The 15,434-nt window shown below is 66.6% G+C and carries 15 protein-coding genes and 2 pseudogenes; 9 read left to right on the top strand and 8 right to left on the bottom strand.

Annotated features, from left to right (window positions below; genetic code table 11):
* Positions 1-1,034, top strand: a pseudogene (locus ACLP4W_RS30170) (PE family protein); the annotation flags it as partial.
* A gap of 144 nt (positions 1,035-1,178) precedes the next feature.
* Here the strand turns inward: ACLP4W_RS30170 and ACLP4W_RS30165 are convergent.
* The 3 genes from ACLP4W_RS30165 to ACLP4W_RS30155 form a co-directional block, all read right to left on the bottom strand.
* On the bottom strand, positions 1,179-1,466 hold the full coding sequence (locus ACLP4W_RS30165; protein WP_442391269.1) for a hypothetical protein: 288 nt from the start codon (positions 1,464-1,466) through the stop codon (positions 1,179-1,181).
* 25 nt (positions 1,467-1,491) lie between these two features.
* Entirely contained in the window at positions 1,492-1,761 is a 270-nt protein-coding gene (locus ACLP4W_RS30160) for a DUF732 domain-containing protein (RefSeq protein WP_442391267.1), read from the bottom strand.
* Positions 1,762-2,069: 308 nt separating this feature from the next.
* A complete protein-coding gene (locus ACLP4W_RS30155) occupies positions 2,070-2,441 on the bottom strand; it encodes a hypothetical protein (protein ID WP_442391265.1) in 372 nt (123 codons plus the stop codon).
* Between the two features lie 413 nt (positions 2,442-2,854).
* Between ACLP4W_RS30155 and ACLP4W_RS30150 the strand changes: the two genes are divergently transcribed.
* The 6 genes and pseudogenes from ACLP4W_RS30150 (at position 2,855) to ACLP4W_RS30125 (ending at position 8,286) form a co-directional block, all read left to right on the top strand.
* Complete coding sequence (locus ACLP4W_RS30150) at positions 2,855-4,132, top strand: bifunctional 3,4-dihydroxy-2-butanone-4-phosphate synthase/GTP cyclohydrolase II (RefSeq protein ID WP_442391263.1); 1,278 nt, start codon at positions 2,855-2,857, stop codon at positions 4,130-4,132.
* Positions 4,129-4,611 carry a 6,7-dimethyl-8-ribityllumazine synthase gene (gene ribH, locus ACLP4W_RS30145; protein ID WP_442391261.1) on the top strand — a complete coding sequence of 161 codons (483 nt, stop codon included), beginning with the start codon at positions 4,129-4,131 and terminating at the stop codon, positions 4,609-4,611. The genes ACLP4W_RS30150 and ribH overlap by 4 nt, the downstream gene beginning before the upstream one ends.
* Positions 4,608-5,081, top strand: coding sequence for a PH domain-containing protein (locus ACLP4W_RS30140; protein WP_442391259.1), 474 nt, complete (start codon positions 4,608-4,610; stop codon positions 5,079-5,081). Before ribH ends, ACLP4W_RS30140 begins: the two co-directional genes overlap by 4 nt.
* A gap of 98 nt (positions 5,082-5,179) precedes the next feature.
* A pseudogene (locus ACLP4W_RS30135) lies at positions 5,180-6,265 on the top strand (HNH endonuclease signature motif containing protein); the annotation flags it as partial.
* Between the two features lie 15 nt (positions 6,266-6,280).
* A complete protein-coding gene (locus ACLP4W_RS30130; protein WP_442391257.1) occupies positions 6,281-7,720 on the top strand; it encodes a recombinase family protein in 1,440 nt (479 codons plus the stop codon).
* 194 nt (positions 7,721-7,914) lie between these two features.
* Positions 7,915-8,286 carry a hypothetical protein gene (locus ACLP4W_RS30125; RefSeq protein ID WP_442391255.1) on the top strand — a complete coding sequence of 124 codons (372 nt, stop codon included), beginning with the start codon at positions 7,915-7,917 and terminating at the stop codon, positions 8,284-8,286.
* A gap of 8 nt (positions 8,287-8,294) precedes the next feature.
* On the opposite strand, the gene ACLP4W_RS30120 is transcribed toward ACLP4W_RS30125, so the two are convergent.
* The 4 genes from ACLP4W_RS30120 to ACLP4W_RS30105 all read right to left on the bottom strand — a co-directional run bounded on the left by ACLP4W_RS30120 (position 8,295) and on the right by ACLP4W_RS30105 (position 11,948).
* Entirely contained in the window at positions 8,295-8,549 is a 255-nt protein-coding gene (locus ACLP4W_RS30120; protein ID WP_442391253.1) for a hypothetical protein, read from the bottom strand.
* Positions 8,546-10,069 carry a replication initiator gene (locus tag ACLP4W_RS30115; protein WP_442391251.1) on the bottom strand — a complete coding sequence of 508 codons (1,524 nt, stop codon included), beginning with the start codon at positions 10,067-10,069 and terminating at the stop codon, positions 8,546-8,548. The genes ACLP4W_RS30120 and ACLP4W_RS30115 overlap by 4 nt, the downstream gene beginning before the upstream one ends.
* Before the next feature lie 2 nt (positions 10,070-10,071).
* On the bottom strand, positions 10,072-11,481 hold the full coding sequence (locus tag ACLP4W_RS30110; RefSeq protein WP_442391249.1) for an FtsK/SpoIIIE domain-containing protein: 1,410 nt from the start codon (positions 11,479-11,481) through the stop codon (positions 10,072-10,074).
* A 104-nt stretch (positions 11,482-11,585) separates the two neighbouring features.
* Positions 11,586-11,948: an SCO3933 family regulatory protein gene (locus ACLP4W_RS30105; protein WP_442391247.1), complete on the bottom strand. Its 363-nt coding sequence runs from the start codon at positions 11,946-11,948 to the stop codon at positions 11,586-11,588.
* Between the two features lie 94 nt (positions 11,949-12,042).
* Between ACLP4W_RS30105 and ACLP4W_RS30100 the strand changes: the two genes are divergently transcribed.
* Together ACLP4W_RS30100 and ACLP4W_RS30095 are read left to right on the top strand one after the other, a co-directional pair.
* Entirely contained in the window at positions 12,043-13,311 is a 1,269-nt protein-coding gene (locus ACLP4W_RS30100; RefSeq protein WP_442391245.1) for a hypothetical protein, read from the top strand.
* Positions 13,308-14,039 carry a creatininase family protein gene (locus tag ACLP4W_RS30095; protein ID WP_442391243.1) on the top strand — a complete coding sequence of 244 codons (732 nt, stop codon included), beginning with the start codon at positions 13,308-13,310 and terminating at the stop codon, positions 14,037-14,039. The genes ACLP4W_RS30100 and ACLP4W_RS30095 overlap by 4 nt, the downstream gene beginning before the upstream one ends.
* Before the next feature lie 305 nt (positions 14,040-14,344).
* Here the strand turns inward: ACLP4W_RS30095 and ACLP4W_RS30090 are convergent, their stop codons facing one another.
* Positions 14,345-15,208: a DUF4352 domain-containing protein gene (locus ACLP4W_RS30090; RefSeq protein ID WP_442391241.1), complete on the bottom strand. Its 864-nt coding sequence runs from the start codon at positions 15,206-15,208 to the stop codon at positions 14,345-14,347.
* Positions 15,209-15,434: the final 226 nt, after the last annotated feature.

Here is a 15,434-nt window from a genome sequence, read left to right as displayed (position 1 = left end):
TGGCCGCGGCTGAGGATGAGGTGTCGGCGGCGGTTGCGGCGGTGTTTTCCGCTCATGGTCGGGGTTTTCAGGCACTCGGTGCGCAGGCGGCGGCGTTTCATGAGCAGTTTGTGCAGGCGTTGACCGCGGGTGCGGGCTCCTATGCCAGCGCAGAGGCTGCCAATGTTGCGGCGTTTACGGCAAATCCGGCGCAGACGGTACAGCAGGATCTGCTCACCGCGATCAATGCGCCCTTCCTGGCGCTGACCGGGCGCGCGCTGATCGGCAACGGCGCCAACGGGGCCCCGGGGACCGGGGAAAACGGCGCACCCGGTGGGTGGCTGTTCGGCAATGGCGGGGCCGGCGGCTCCGGCGCGGAGTTCGAAAACGGCGGCGACGGCGGGGCCGCCGGGCTGTTCGGTGTCGGCGGCGCTGGTGGCGCTGGCGGCGCGACCACCGGCATCATCGCCCCTGGCGGCGGGGCCGGCGGGGCCGGCGGGCTGCTGCGGGGCAACGGCGGCGTCGGCGGGGTCGGCGGGGCCGGCCCCATCGCCGGCGGGATGGGTGGGCCCGGTGGCCGGCCCGGCCTGTTGTCCTTCTCCAGCGGCGGGTTCGGCGGGATCCCCGGGCTGTTCGGCTCCGGCGGGGTCGGCGGGACCGGCGGCCACGGCAGCACCGACGGCGGGGCCGGCGGGTTCGGTGGGGCCGGCCGCCTGTTCGGTGCCGGCGGGGCCGGCGGGGCCGGCGGCGCCGCCGCCCTGTTGTCCTTCGCCAGCGGCGGGGCCGGCGGCGACGGCGGGTTCGGCCTCATGACCGGCGGTAACGGCGGTCAAGGCGGCAATGGTGGGCTGTTCATCGGCACCGGCGGCGCTGGCGGCGCCGGCGGGATCGGCGACACCTCCACCGGCGGTAACGGCGGTCACGGCGGCAATGGTGGGCTGATTGTCGGCAACGGCGGGAACGGCGGCAACGCCGGGCTTGGTCTGCCGGTGGGCACCGCCGGTACCGGCGGCACCGGCTCGCTGATCCTCCTCGGCGCACCCGGGAACAACGGGATGACATAGCCCGCGCGGGCAACGGGACGGCGCGATGGTGGTCATCTAGAGCGCACCCGGGAGCTGGAGCGGTTGGTGGATCTCGCGGTAGGGTGCTAGACGTTATACCCCGATTCGGCGGGACGTCGGCGTCCGGAATTGGGTTTAAAGCCCCGCGGAAGGGGGCGTCCGCGGCTCATATCGTTCCGTTTGAGCCATGAAGGTGTTGTCATGAAAAAGCTCTGTGATGAGGTACGCCAATTCGCCATTGAGGTGGGCCAGGTCGGGTTTTCCCTCGGGGGCGTGGAAGAGCGGCGATGCCTGGACCTCAGTGAACGCATGTTCGCTGCAGTTGAACAAGCCGAGGCCAGAATGGCCGCTAAACCACTGGCGGGCACGTTCTCGCATCGCTAAATACATTGAGCGGCTGAGGGCGGCAAAATAGTCGGCCACCGGCTCAGCCTCGGAGCGAGACGCATCACCCTCGCACTTCGTTGCTGTACTGCGGGCAATAGTCGTCGACGGACAGCGCGACGAACTTGTGTGCCTGGTCTTCTCCGAGCCCCGTGGTCGTCATCCGGTCCGCCAGCTTGTCCGGGGTCGAAGCCATGTTCAGCAGGAGGCAGGCCGAGTGACCGCTTCTGATTACATAATCCGGCGGCTGCTGCATGCCCAGGGCGCGGGCTGCGGCGACGAAGTTCGAGTCGTCCGCGTGTGCCGCCGGCGCTCCCAGCAGTGCCAGCGTCACGCCAATCATGGTGGAGCCGATTCGTGTTGCGTACTTTCGCATCTTGGGTTTCCTCGTGTCAGGTGACATCGTTGGGCGCTTGGTAATTTCGCGCGCCACTCTGTGGCCTTCCCAGTGACGTCCGGCGAGGAAACCAACGCCGGTCTCGGTAATGCCTGGGTTACCAGGTGGTTTGGCAATTGTTGGAGAACAGTTCGACAACCGTTTCACGGTTAGCCGCAACCGGGTCAAACGAAAGTAGGCCGTGCGTGCACGGCCCACTTTCGTCCCGTAGTCAGGTCAAATATTTATCGGAACCCGCGCCCCCGTTAGATCGGGACCCACATCCCGTTGTTCCAGAATCCCCAACCATTCGCGCCGGGGTTCCACTGGACCTGAGCCCAAGGCGCCCACGGCGGTGGAGGTGGTGGAGGCGGAGCCCACGGCGGAGGTGGACCGTAACCGACCGGGCCGCCGTAGTTGTCGTCCCAGTCACGGCAGTTGTTCCAGTTCGGGTTAGGGCCCCAGCCTTGGTCCCAGCTGTCGCCCGGGCACCAGTGATGGTGATACATAGGTGCAGGAGGAGGTGCCGCCTGCGCGGTGCCTGAAGCCAGCCCCAGAGTGGACAAAGCCAGCCCACCAGCTGCCAGCGCACCAGTGCAGAGACGGCGCCACGGTGTTGTTTGCTTGTCAGTACTCATGCGCTTAAAGATGCCCCTTAAGAATCGGCTCAAAACGCATTTAATCGTTTCGCCGAATTCAAAAGTTGTTCTCAGCTGGCGTTCACGCGCGGTTAATGTTGCGGGGCGCGTACGACTCCTGTCTTTACGTCATTTTCGCTGCTCAAGTGGGTCGTCGGGCGGATCCTTGATTGCTCGGCAAGCCGTTGTTCATCAAGGAGCGCGGGGTTCGTCGGGCGCCATGCCCACGTCGAACGGCTACCACAAGGGCGAACGCCCGGGCGCCGGGCGCGCCCGCGGCGCGGTCTCGCTGGTCAAGCCGAGGCAATAACCGCCGCGCCGCCGTGGTTCATACTGAGTGCAACACGTGGGCTTCTCGTGTGAGGGTTTTGACAGAGTTCCTGCCGCCGAGCGGGAACGGCGAGGTAGCAAAGATGACGAGGTTGGACTCCGTCGAGAGGGCGGTTGCCGACATTGCGGCCGGTAAGGCCGTCATCGTCATCGACGACGAGGAGCGCGAGAACGAAGGCGACCTGATCTTCGCCGCCGAAAAGGCGACGCCGGAGATGGTGGCCTTCATGGTCCGCTACACCTCGGGATACCTCTGTGTACCGCTGGACGGCGAGATCTGCGACCGGCTCGGGCTACTGCCGATGTACGCGGTGAACCAGGACAAGCACGGTACCGCTTACACCGTCACCGTTGATGCTAAAAATGGTGTGGGGACAGGGATTTCGGCCTCCGATCGGGCAACCACAATGCGATTGCTGGCCGACCCCACCAGTGTTGCCAACGATTTCACCCGCCCCGGTCATGTGGTTCCGTTGCGCGCCAAGGACGGCGGTGTGCTGCGCCGGCCCGGACACACCGAGGCCGCCGTCGATCTCGCCCGGATGGCGGGTCTGCAGCCCGCCGGCGCGATTTGCGAGATCGTCAGCCAGAAGGACGAAGGCTCGATGGCCCAGACGGATGAATTGCGGGTCTTCGCCGACGAGCACGATCTTGCGTTGATCACCATCGCCGACCTGATCGAATGGCGGCGCAAACACGAGAAGCACATCAAGCGGATCGCCGAAGCCCGGATCCCGACTCGTCACGGGGAGTTCCGCGCCATCGGCTACGCGAGCATCTACGAGGACGTCGAACACGTCGCGCTGGTTCGCGGCGAGATCGCCGGGCCGAACGCCGAAGGCGACGATGTGTTGGTACGCGTGCACTCCGAGTGCTTGACCGGCGACGTGTTCGGTTCCCGCCGCTGCGACTGCGGGCCCCAACTGGACGCCGCAATGGCGATGGTCGCACGGGAAGGTCGCGGCGTGGTGTTGTACATGCGCGGCCACGAGGGCCGCGGCATCGGCCTGATGCACAAACTGCAGGCCTACCAGCTGCAGGACGCCGGCGCCGACACCGTCGACGCCAACCTCAAGCTCGGATTGCCGGCCGATGCAAGGGATTACGGGATCGGCGCGCAGATCCTTGTCGACCTCGGGGTGCGCTCGATGCGGCTGCTCACCAACAACCCGGCCAAGCGGGTTGGGCTGGACGGATACGGGCTGCACATCATCGAGCGCGTGCCACTTCCGGTGCGGGCCAACGCGGAGAACATTCGTTACCTGATGACCAAGCGCGACAAGATGGGCCACGATCTGGCCGGACTTGACGACTTTCACGAATCCGCACATTTGCCGGGTGAATTCGGCGGTGCTTTGTGAGCGGTGGCGCCGGTGTGCCGGAGATACCGGCGCTTCACGCGTCCGATGTGCGGCTCGGTATCGTCGCAAGCACCTGGCACGGCAAAATCTGCGATGCGCTGCTGGCGGGCGCCCGCAAAGTGGCCGCCGAGTCGGGCATCGACAGCCCCACGGTGGTCCGGGTGCTCGGCGCGATCGAGATTCCGGTGGTGGCGCAGCAGCTCGCGGCCGACCACGACGCCGTCATCGCGTTGGGTGTGGTGATCCGCGGCGAGACACCGCATTTCGATTACGTCTGTGATGCGGTAACCCAGGGCCTGACCCGGGTCTCGCTGGACGCTTCGACGCCGGTTGCCAACGGGGTTTTGACGACCAACACCGAGGAGCAGGCGCTGGCCCGGGCCGGGCTTCCGACTTCGGTCGAGGACAAAGGGGCCCAGGCGGCCGCGGCGGCGCTGACCGCCGCGCTGACCTTGCGTGACCTGCGCGCTCGCTCGTGAATTCGCCGCCGCACAGTGAGGTCTGGGATGTCGAGCTGCGTCCCCACCGGACGCTACCATTCGTTTATCTCGCAGCGTTTCTGATCGCCGCGGCCCACATCGTGGTGGGCTTGCTGCTCAAGATCAGGTCCAGCGGGGTGATCTTCCAGACCTCCGACCAGGTCGCGATGGCCGTCCTGGGTCTGGTCATTGCCGGTGCCGTGCTGTTGTTCGCGCGCCCCCGGCTGCGGGTCGGGTCGGCGGGGCTTTCGGTGCGGAATCTGTTGGGCTACAGATTGATTCAATGGTCCGACGTCGTCGGTGTATCTTTTCCGGCTGGTAGCCGCTGGGCGCGAATCGACCTGCCCGACGACGAGTACGTTCCCCTGATGGCGATCCAGGCCGTCGACAAGGACCGCGCCGTGGAGGCCATGGACACGGTGCGGTCGCTGCTGGCGCGCTATCGGCCGGATCTGCACTCGGAACGCTGAGCGCTTGCGCGGTTTCGGTGACGGGTCGGGGCCGGGCGTCGAACGGGCCGACGACTTGCGCGGAATCGGTGTCGGCGGCGCTTGCTATACTCGAACGTATGTTCGAATACATTTACGCCTCGCAGGACACGCCGGAGTCGGCGGCGCTGCTGGATCGGGTGCGCGAGGCGGGGCGGGCCGAGGCGCGGGCGGCTGCGGAGCGGCTGGTGGCAGTCGGGGAGTTGTTGGTGCTGCGTTGCCGTCATTCCGGCGAGCAGCAGGATTGGGCTGCCGATGCGTGGGAGGCGGTGGCCGCGCAGGTGGCGGCCGCGTTGAACTGCACTGTGGCGATGGGGCATAGCTACGTGCGCTACGCGATGGCAATGCGGGATCGCCTGCCGCAGGTGGGCAAGGTGTTCGAGTCCGGTGACATCGACTATCGGGCGTTTCAGGCGATCGTGTTTCGGACCGATTTGATCACCGAGCCCGAGGTGTTGGCCAAGGTAGATGCCCGTCTGGCGGTGTTGGTGTCGCGGCGCCCGTCGCTGACCCGGGGTGGGTTGGCCGCCGCGGTCGATCGGGTGGTGGCCGCGGTGGATTGCGATGCGGTGCGCCGGGCCGCTAAGGCTGCACAGGACCGATACGTCGACCTCGTGTCCGATCAGTCGGGGATGGCCTGGGTGGAGGGGAAGCTTTTTGCCTCCGCCGGGCAGGCGTTGGATCGCCGGCTTGATGAGTTGGCGGGCAGTGTGTGCCCGGGTGATGCGCGCACCCGCAGGCAGCGGCGCGCCGATGCATTGGGGGCGTTGGCCGCCGGGGCTGAGCGGCTGGTCTGCGGGTGCGGGCGGGCTGACTGTGCCGCGGGCACCCCGGCGGCCAAGAGCAACGTGGTGATCCACGTGGTCGCCGACCAAGCCACCGTCGAGGGCCGCGGCACCACGCCTGGTGTGCTGCCCGGGGTCGAAGGCCTCATCCCCGCCGAGCTGATCGCCGAGCTGGCCAAGTCGGCTCGTCTGGCACCACTGAACGCACCGGCGGGTCCCGAGCCCGGCTACACCCCGTCGGCCAAACTGGCCGAGTTCGTGCGCTGCCGGGACCTGACCTGTCGGGCGCCGGGCTGTGACCGTCCGGCCACCCACTGCGATCTGGACCATACGATCCCGTATGCCCAGGGTGGGGCCACCCACCCGTCGAAGCTGATGTGTTGCTAAACTATCCTCATGGCGAAGCAGGAAACGTCTGTTCAGCGGGTCGGGGTGACCTCCGCGGCGATCTACGCGCGGATATCGGCCGATGTGGACGGTAAGTCGTTGGGGGTGACGCGGCAGGTGCAGGACTGCCGCAAGCTTGCCGCGGATCGTGGCTGGACGGTGGGTGGCGAGTATGTCGACAACGATGTGTCGGCGTATTCGGGGAAGCCGCGCCAGCACTATGAGCGGATGCTCGCCGATTTGGCCGCTGGCGATCGGGACGGGGTGATCGTCTATAACTTGGATCGGCTGCACCGGCGTCCGGTGGAGTTGGAACACTTCGTCACCTTGTGTGAACGCGCCGGGGTGCGTGATGTGGCGACGGTGACCGCCGACATCGATCTGGGCAACGACGACGGACTGTTCATGGCCCGAATCTTCGCTGCGTTCGCTGCTAAGGAGTCCGGCCGCAAGTCCGCGCGGGTCCGCCGCAAGTTGTTGCAGAACGCCGAGCAAGGGCTGCCGCACGGCTCGGTGCGCCCCTTCGGCTACGAGGACGACAAGATCACGGTGCGCGAGGACGAGGCCGCGGTGGTGGCCCAGATGGTGGACCGTTACCTGGCAGGGGAATCGCTGCGCGCGTTGACAGTCTGGCTCAACGACACCCAGGTCGCCCCCGCGATCGCTACGTCGTGGCAAACCTCAGCGGTGCGCCAAATACTCGGCTCGGGCCGCATCGCCGGGCTGCGCGAACACCACGGGCAGGTGATCGGCACGGCGGTGTGGCCGGCGATCATCACCCCGGCGAAACGCGATCGGGTGTTGGCCCGGATGGCGGCGCGCACCGTCGCCAAAACCCGAGCACCGCGCACCTACCTGCTTTCGGGCATGTTGCGGTGCGGGCGGTGCGGCAATCGGCTGTTCTCCCAGGCTCGCCATGTCAACCCCGACAACCGGGTGCGCCGCTACGTCTGTCTCAAGGGCCCCGACCACGGTGGCTGCGGGCGATTGACGGTGGTGGCTGAGCCCGTCGAGAAGTTGCTGACCGACGCGGTATTGACCCGGCTTGATTCCAAGCAGTTGGTCGAGGCGCTGGCCGGGAAAACCAGCGTCGACGCCGACGTCGTGGCGTTGGCCGCCCAGCTGGAGAATGATCAAGGCCGGTTAGACGAATTGGCGGGACTTTATGCCGACGGGGCGATCACCGCGCGGGAATGGATCACCGCCCGGGATCCCATCACGACCCGGATTCAGCGCGCCCGCCACGACATCGCCGCCATGACCGACACCGGCCCCATCGCGGACCTGGCGGGTACCGGGAAGGCCCTGCGCGGGCAGTGGGACGGACTGGGAATCGACCGGCAGCAAGCGATCGTCAAGACGATCCTCGACCACGCCGTGATCAACCCCGGCACCCCCGGCTCCCGCAGCCTCGACATCAACCGCGTTCAACCCAGCTGGCGAATTTAACGCGGGTCGCAGTGCCCGGTCCCGTCCTCAGCGTTGACAGTGCCTCCGACCAGCAAGTCGACTGTCCGTCCGCAGCAATGGGTTTTGAGTCACCGCGGCGCCCCTTCCGTGCCGGCCCATCGTGGCGAACGGTTCGCCCGTGGTCCAATCTGGAATCGGCTCAGGTGTCGGTCGGTCGTCCTAGGCTTGACGCCATGGTGACTCCTCCGCTTCCGTTCCGCTCTTCGGCGCACCGGCCGCCGCGCTGGCAAGGCTGGATACTCAACGCGCTGTACTACTTCGACCGCTGCACGATCGAGGACTGGCAGGGCCTGATGGCCAGCCACCTCCAGAGTCCCGGCGGCGCGACCCCGATGGCGACTGCCCGCTACACCGTTCAGCTCATGGACTACGCCGAGGCCGTGAGAACCGCTGCACAAACGCTCGCCGCTCATGGTCATCCCGCCGGCCGAGCTCTGCTCGCCGATGCCGCGCTGGATTTCAAAGCAGCCGAAGACCTGCTCTACCCAGCCCGCGACGCCCTGCTGGCAGCCGCCGGCGCCGATCACGTCACCGGCGCCGATTAGAACTGGCTTTAGCCGTCACCGCGGGACATCTGAAACCCTCGGGACTGTCGCAGGAACGGCGTACAGGACTGGGCCCCCCCGAGAAGCGCGACGACGTGCGCGATGACGGCCGGGTCATTGATGGTGAGCGGCACGTTTTGGCTCTGACACGACGCGGTGAGCCATGCGACGAATTCCTCGTGGCCGTAGGGCCGCGCGGATAACGCGGACTGCGGCGAGGCGCACTGTGCGACAGCGGTTTCCTTGGTGTCGACGGAGGTCACGGCGGGCCGGCCGGTGGTTCGGGCGGGTCGTGGGCCCGCAGCGCATCCCGGGCGGTGTGGCGGTGTTCGATGGCGCGGTGGGCGGCGGAGGTGATCAGGGCCAGGTCGCCGAGGGTTCGGTGGCCGGCCGATGGTTCGAACGTCCACTCGAAGTCACCGGACGATTGCGCGGCCCGGGGCGTCGAATGGTGCTCTTCAACAGAGTGTTTGAGTGATTGTTGTTGCGTCCATGCGGCGCGGTGGGCGCGCAAGGCGCTCATGGTGGTGGAAAACCGCCGGGATTTGGTGGTGATGTGTCCGCGGTAGCCCAGGGTGTGCAGCCACCGGATCATGTCGGGGAATCGGTCTTCGGCGAGGCCGGTGATGGTGGTGAGGATGGCCCGCACGTGCGGCGTGACATCCAGCATGGGGATGGCCAGCGGAGAGATTCGGCGGACAGCGACACCGAATTCGGCGACCGATTTCGTCACGTATTTGGCCAAGTATCCAGCGACTGTGCGGCCCGACCGGACTCCGCGCGCGAGTTCGTCATGGTCCGCGGGTCCGGCGGTGGTGAGCGGTTGGGCGTCGATCTGGGTGCCGAATCGCAGCGTCGGGGCGCAGGTGTCGGTCGCGGCGTCTGGGTTGGCGACAGTGAGAGTGACAGCGCGCGCGGCGTCGAGGACCAGAGCGGCCAGCTCGGGAGCCGCGACGCCGGCTGTGGGTGGCAGCGGCGACTGTCCTGGTTCGGCGGACGCGTCGAGACGGATCACGGCGTGCAGGTGTGGGATAGCGCGGCGCTGCATTTCCGTGACCTTGACGAAGCTGATGCGCACGGCATCAGGGGTGACTCCGGCGTCCTGCAAGCGGCTGCGCAGGGCGCGGTGCAAGGTGATGGTGAAGCGGCGCCAGAGTTCGGGCAGGTGCCAGGCAAAGAGCACGTGGCCGGTGTAGTCGTAGCATCGGACGCACAGCGGTTGTCCGACCAGCGGGTCGTCGGGACGGTGTCTTTGGTTGCAGGACAACGGGTTGCCGTGTGGGCAGCGCCGGTCGCCGCTGCGTGGGTGGTCGTGGCAGCGCGCGCCCCGGTTACCGGGTCCCCGATGGGCGCTGCTGTGCACCGGACCGTAGCTGGGGGCGGTCAACGTGACGAACACTTGTGGATGGTCGGCGACGGTGGCGGGAATGCCGTGGTGGCCGCCGGTGATGCCGGCGTGCACGAGCCGCCAGGTGTCGCGGGCGTAGAGATCTGAACATGACGGGCACACCACTGCACGCCGGTTGTTGCATCGCGTCCATACGTGCGCTGCGCTGCCGTGGTGGTCGGTGCCGGTGAGCTGGACCGGGTTCGCGCAGAATCCTGCCGTCCGGGCGCGGTGCCACCAGCGTTCGAACTCGGGTGAGGCCGCCCGGCGCACCATCTGGGAGATCACGTGGTCGTGGTCGACGGTGCCGGGGATTCCGGGAAGCGTCACCGTCGGTGCAGGCGTGCCGCGGCTGATCGCGATGGTGGTGGGATGCGTGTGTGCCGCGCCGGCCATGATTACGTCTGCCCGTCGTGACCGGGGCGGGTGCGTGGCAGTGGCGTGAACCGCGTGGTCAGGTCGTCGATGTCGGCGTCGGTGACGTGGAAGGCGCGGACCCGGATGGGTTCGGTGGCGCCGTCTTCGATGACGTATCCGACGCCGGGTGTGCTGGTGGAGATGTGGTCGCAGACGGCGCCGGCGTCGCGGGCGGCGGCGCCGAGGACCATCGTCGTTTGGCTACTTTCGGTCATCCGCAGACCGACTCGGACGGTGAAGAGTTGCCGGATCGGCAGGACGTCCTTGGAGGGGTCTTGCACCGCGGCTACCACCGATACCCCGACGGCGCGGCCCTGGGAGAGCAGCAAACCGAGGAGTTGTTCGACTTCGGTGCGGATTTTGCGGTCCCCGATGTAGGCGGTCAGGGAGGCGAGTTCGTCGACGATCAGCACGATCAGCGGCTCGGCGACGGTGGGGGCGAGTAGCCGGGTGCGCCCGCGGAGCCGGGCCGCCCGCTGCTGCATGACGGTGACTACGGCGCGCAGCAAACCCAGGGTGTGCTCGCCGTTGTCGTGGGCGAACCCGGTGAACAACGCCGTGCCGCGGCCGAACTCCATGCCACCTTTGGGGTCGATCACGCACAGGCGCACCGATCCGGCGCGCACGGCGGGGGCCAGCGCGGCGATCAGCGACCACACCACGCTGCCCTTCCCAGCGCCGGTAGCGCCGGCGATGAGAATGTGATGGCCCGACAACGGCAGTCGCCACCACCGGCCGGTGTCGGTGGCGCCCACCACGGCAGCACTGAGATCGACGGTCGCGCCGGCGGCCGGGCGGGGCAGGCGTAGCGGAGGGGCCAACGCGTCGGTGTGATGCACCGTGATCTGGATGTCGCCCGGCGTCACGCTGCGGATAGTGACCCGTTGGGCGCGCCATGCCTCGGCAAGGGCGTCGCTGTGTTTCTGCCAGTCGGCGACGCACTGGCCGGTGACGATCCGGACGGCCAGAACATCGGTGGTCGCGCCGATAATCACCGAGCGCAGCTGCGGGATCAGGGTCCGCTCGCCCAGCGTGGCGGACAGGTGATGCAGGGTGAAGACTGCGTCCCAGGCACGGGTGTAGCGCCACCACCGCTGCCACCGCTGCCGCACCGGACCGAGCACCGCGGTGTCGAATGACTCGGGGTCCAGGGAGGCCCACAGGCCGTAGCCGATGCCGCAGCACACCGCCGATGCCAGGCCCGCCGGCCAGCCCAGCGTGAGGGTGACGATGAGGGCGGCGATGATCGGCGCGCTGACGAGCGGGAACAGTACCGACCACCAGACCAGCAGACCGATGACTTTCGCGGCGGCGATCGCCATCTCACCCGCCAGGTCGTCGCTGTTGCTCGAAGAGTTGTTGCTACCGTGAGATTGCGGTGATCCAGCCACGACGGGCACCTCCAAGTGTCTGATAGTGTTGTGAGACAGAGTGATTGAGCGAGCCGGTCGTCAACCCCGTATGAGGCGACGCCAGGGGTTGACGACCAGCAGGGCTACTCGGTGGGCCGACCTGAGGACGCCGGTGCGCCCGACCGCGGTGCCGGGTGTACTGCGGCGCCGGCCGCGGTGACCGCGTCGGCGCGGAACGCGACGCCGGATCGGCTGTCTTGGCTCCAGGGCAGCGCCACCAGACCCGACACCTGCACTGGCTGACCGACGGTGGCGTGGGGTTCACCGGCGACGGTCACCGCGATCACTTCGCCACCGGAGGTATCCAGCGCCATGACCTGCACCTGCCACAACGGCTGACCGGTCGCGCGGTCGATCTTGGGCTGGCCGGAATCGAACGCGATCTTCGGCTCGGGGGCGCGCGTGCAGATGAACGACACCCCGGTGGTGTCAATACTGAGCTTCATCACTGATCTCCTGTTGGTTGGTTCGGATTCACGGCCGATACGCGGCCGTGCAGCAACAACACCAGCCAGACGGAGCCGGGGTAAGTGAGAGCACGTGAGGACAGGTGAGTCCGAAAACGCGCACGAACCTGTCCGCGGCATCCGGCACAATCAGATGGTGGCCGCCCCGGACCCGGCACGACCCGCGCACGCGCAGCGGCTTGTTGATGCCCGGAAGGAATGGGGCTGGAGCCAAGACGACCTGGCCGCCGAAGTGCAGAAAATCCGGGCCGAACGCAAATACCGGCCATCGGAGCGCGAAACGTTGCGCCGACAAATCATTGAGCACGAGAAGAACGGCAAACCCGGCAAGATGTGGCGCTCATTGCTCGCCGACGCGCTACGAGAAGAGGAAGATCAGCTGTTCGGTTTGGTCATCGACGTCGCGCTGCCCCGCCCGCTGCTCCTACAAATGCCCGTCGACATCGACGTGGTTAACCTCGTCCTCGCCCAACGCGCCGCCCACATTCAAGCCGAGCACATCTTCGGCCCAGCCCACGCCCGTGACCTGGTCGACCGGGATTTGGTCACCATCGAACAACTCATCACCGTGACCCCGACAGCATTGCGGCACGACGTTCGCCGCGCCGCCGGACGAATCGCCGAAGTCGGTGGCTGGATCGCCCAAGACAGCGGCGACTACGCCAAAGCACACCGGTTGACCAGCCGCGCCGCCGACCACCTCCGTGGTGCGGACCCCGCGCTGCGCGCCATGATCTCGATGCGCCGCTCCAACATCGTCATGCGCGACGATCCCGACCTCGCCGTCGACCTGGCCGCCGAGGCCGCACAGCTCATCGACGGGCAAACCGTCGGAAGGCTCGCCGCCAGTATCGCCCGACAACAAGCGTTAGCCGCCGTCGCCGACCACGACCCCACCGCCTTCAGACGCCACGCCGCCCACGCCCTCGACCTGGCCGCCATCGAGCCCATCCCCGACGATCACGCCATCTACGCCACCGCGTCCTACATCGCCGGCGAAATCGCCGCCGGATACCTGGCCACCGGTCACGCCGAGACCGCCGTCGCGCTGCTGCTGGCCCACCACCAGCACTGGCCCACAGGCCAATACCGAGACTTCGCCGTCGCCTCCACCCGGCTTCTCCGAGCGTTGATCACCCAACACGACTACCGCGCCGCCACCGACCACCTCGACGCCGCCATCCTGGCCTATCGCGCAGCACCCTCAGACCGAGCCCGCCACGAACTACGCCAATCCCGCAAGATCCTGCGCGACCACACCCGCACCGCCACCAACGCGTCTGTGCTGCACACTCTGCGGACTCGGATCACCGCCGCCCTACAGGAAGCCACCACTCCATGACCAGGCCCATGCCGATCCTGCCCCACACAACCACCACCGACACCGACACCGTGCACGCCGGCGTCGCTGTGTTACCGGTCGGGTCGTTCGAACAACACGGCCCCTACCTGCCGTTGGTCACCGACACCCTGATCGCCACCGCCATCGCCCACACCATCGCCGGCCACCATCGCGTGTTCGAACTGCCCGCACTGACCTACGGGTGCTCCCACGAACACGCCACGTTCCCCGGGACCCTCAGCATCAGCGCAACAACACTGTCCGCCGTCATCGTCGACATCACCGAATCCCTTGCCCACCAAGCTATTAACGGTCTCATCATCGTCAACGCCCACGGCGGCAACGCGGTCCTGACCAACGTCGTTCAACAAGCCAACCTCACCAGCCCCCTGCGCGTCGGGCTCTACCCCAGCTGCGAAGACTGGGCCGAAGCCCGCACCGCCGCACAGATCATCAGCAGCACCCACGACGACATGCACGCCGGCGAACTCGAAACCGCCATCCTGCTCGCCGCCTATCCGACGTACGTGCGCGACGGCTGGCACACCACCGACCACCACGCACCCGATCGTCGGTACCTGACCACGCTCGGCATCAGCGCCTACACCGACACCGGCGTCATCGGCCAACCATCCCAAGCAACACGGGAAAAAGGACTGGGTGCCCTTAACCACCTCGGCGCCGCAGCCGGGACACTCATCGGCCTGCTCGCACCACCACACGACTAACACCTGCGCCGTGGCGGCTCCCGTCCGCTGGCGCTCCCGTCCGCCACCACGGACCGAACAGTCCCAGCCGCCACGAGCCCCAACGAGCAAGTCCTCGGATCGGCGCTGTGAGAACTTTCTTTACTGCTATCCAGGGATGCTCGTGCGGTGGCCACACAACTTGGACGTGTATACCTGACGGCTCGGCGGTATTCGTACGGCTCGACCCGGTCTTCGCAGTAGAACCACGTCCTATCGCTACCGCACGGCAGCCGGACCGACCAATACCTTGCACGCGGTCGCTGTTGTGACTGTGGCGCAGTGGTTTACGCGCCACCCGTATAGCAGTTGGGGTAGTGCTGCGCGGCCATAACGATGTCGCTCGCAACGCTCCTGTCGATACCCCAGCGCTGCGCCAACTGCTGGTCTAGCGCCCCGAAATCGTCTGCCGTCATATGACGCTGCTGAACAATGCTACGACAGGCATCGTGTGCAACTTTGATTGCTAGAGCGGGATTATCTATCCAGATTGGCGGTTCGTCACGCGATGTTAAACCCTGGCTCCTATCGGACGCCATCTGCTGCAGGAATCGTTGGTCATCATCCGCAGTCGGGTCAAATACGCGCGGTGGCGGCAGGGGTGGGATTGAGAGTATTACCCCGTGCGAGTCCAGGGAATCGTGGAGCAACAGCACGTACTGGTTCGGCTTAGTTCCTTTCGGCACGTCAAAGACCAGCTGAGCGTCAGCAGTATTACCGGGATTAATGTCGATGCGGGTCTGCTTGACGAGATACCGGGTCGTCATGGCACGCATGTCCGGGGAAAACTCACGGCCTTCGCCGTCCACGAGCCTCTGGTAATCCGCCGAGTAGGTCTGTGCGCTTCTGCCGATGTTCTCGACCTGCATGGTCACAAAAACAAAGATGCCTTGGGGGTACACGGCGTCGGGTTCGTCGAATTCGACCACGTCGTCAGTGTTGGAACCTTTGACCGTGAACGCGAAGGTGCTATCGATACCTTTCTGGCCAACTTCCACGGGCGGGGGCGCGGACGACGATGCAGGAGCGCGTGCCGGAACCGTGACTGTCATCGTCGCCGTGCGCTGAGTCTGCGGTGGCGATGTACTACAAGCAGCGAGGAACACCGCGACGGTCATCGACGCGGGAATGGCGACCAGTTTCGCCCGCACAAAGGCGCAGTCTAGGTCACCCGTCCCTAGATGCTTCAAGGAATTGCGCAGTAAGCGGCTTTGGTGGCCCTTCCCGGTCGTGTCATGCGCTGAAACAGTGAAATTTGGTGGCCCTTCCCGGTCGTGTCATGCGCTGAAACAGTGAAATGCGCAAACGCGCAGCAATGCCCACACGTGCGGCAATGCCCAGACACGCCGCAACGGTGAAAATGATTGTTCGATAGGC

The organism is Mycobacterium sp. (genome assembly GCF_052145595.1).
In the GTDB taxonomy this organism is placed as follows: Bacteria; Actinomycetota; Actinomycetes; order Mycobacteriales; family Mycobacteriaceae; genus Mycobacterium.
This window is presented reverse-complemented; position numbering and strand designations above follow the sequence as displayed.

Bases quoted from the DNA above. Each gene is read 5' to 3' on its own strand.
- ACLP4W_RS30130 (WP_442391257.1), top strand. From the start codon at position 6,281: ATGGCGAAGCAGGAAACGTCTGTTCAGCGGGTCGGGGTGACCTCCGCG.
- ACLP4W_RS30115 (WP_442391251.1), bottom strand. From the start codon at position 10,069: ATGGCCGGCGCGGCACACACGCATCCCACCACCATCGCGATCAGCCGC.
- ACLP4W_RS30095 (WP_442391243.1), top strand. From the start codon at position 13,308: ATGACCAGGCCCATGCCGATCCTGCCCCACACAACCACCACCGACACC.
- ACLP4W_RS30150 (WP_442391263.1), top strand. From the start codon at position 2,855: ATGACGAGGTTGGACTCCGTCGAGAGGGCGGTTGCCGACATTGCGGCC.
- ACLP4W_RS30155 (WP_442391265.1), bottom strand. From the start codon at position 2,441: ATGAGTACTGACAAGCAAACAACACCGTGGCGCCGTCTCTGCACTGGT.
- ACLP4W_RS30105 (WP_442391247.1), bottom strand. From the start codon at position 11,948: ATGAAGCTCAGTATTGACACCACCGGGGTGTCGTTCATCTGCACGCGC.
- ACLP4W_RS30125 (WP_442391255.1), top strand. From the start codon at position 7,915: ATGGTGACTCCTCCGCTTCCGTTCCGCTCTTCGGCGCACCGGCCGCCG.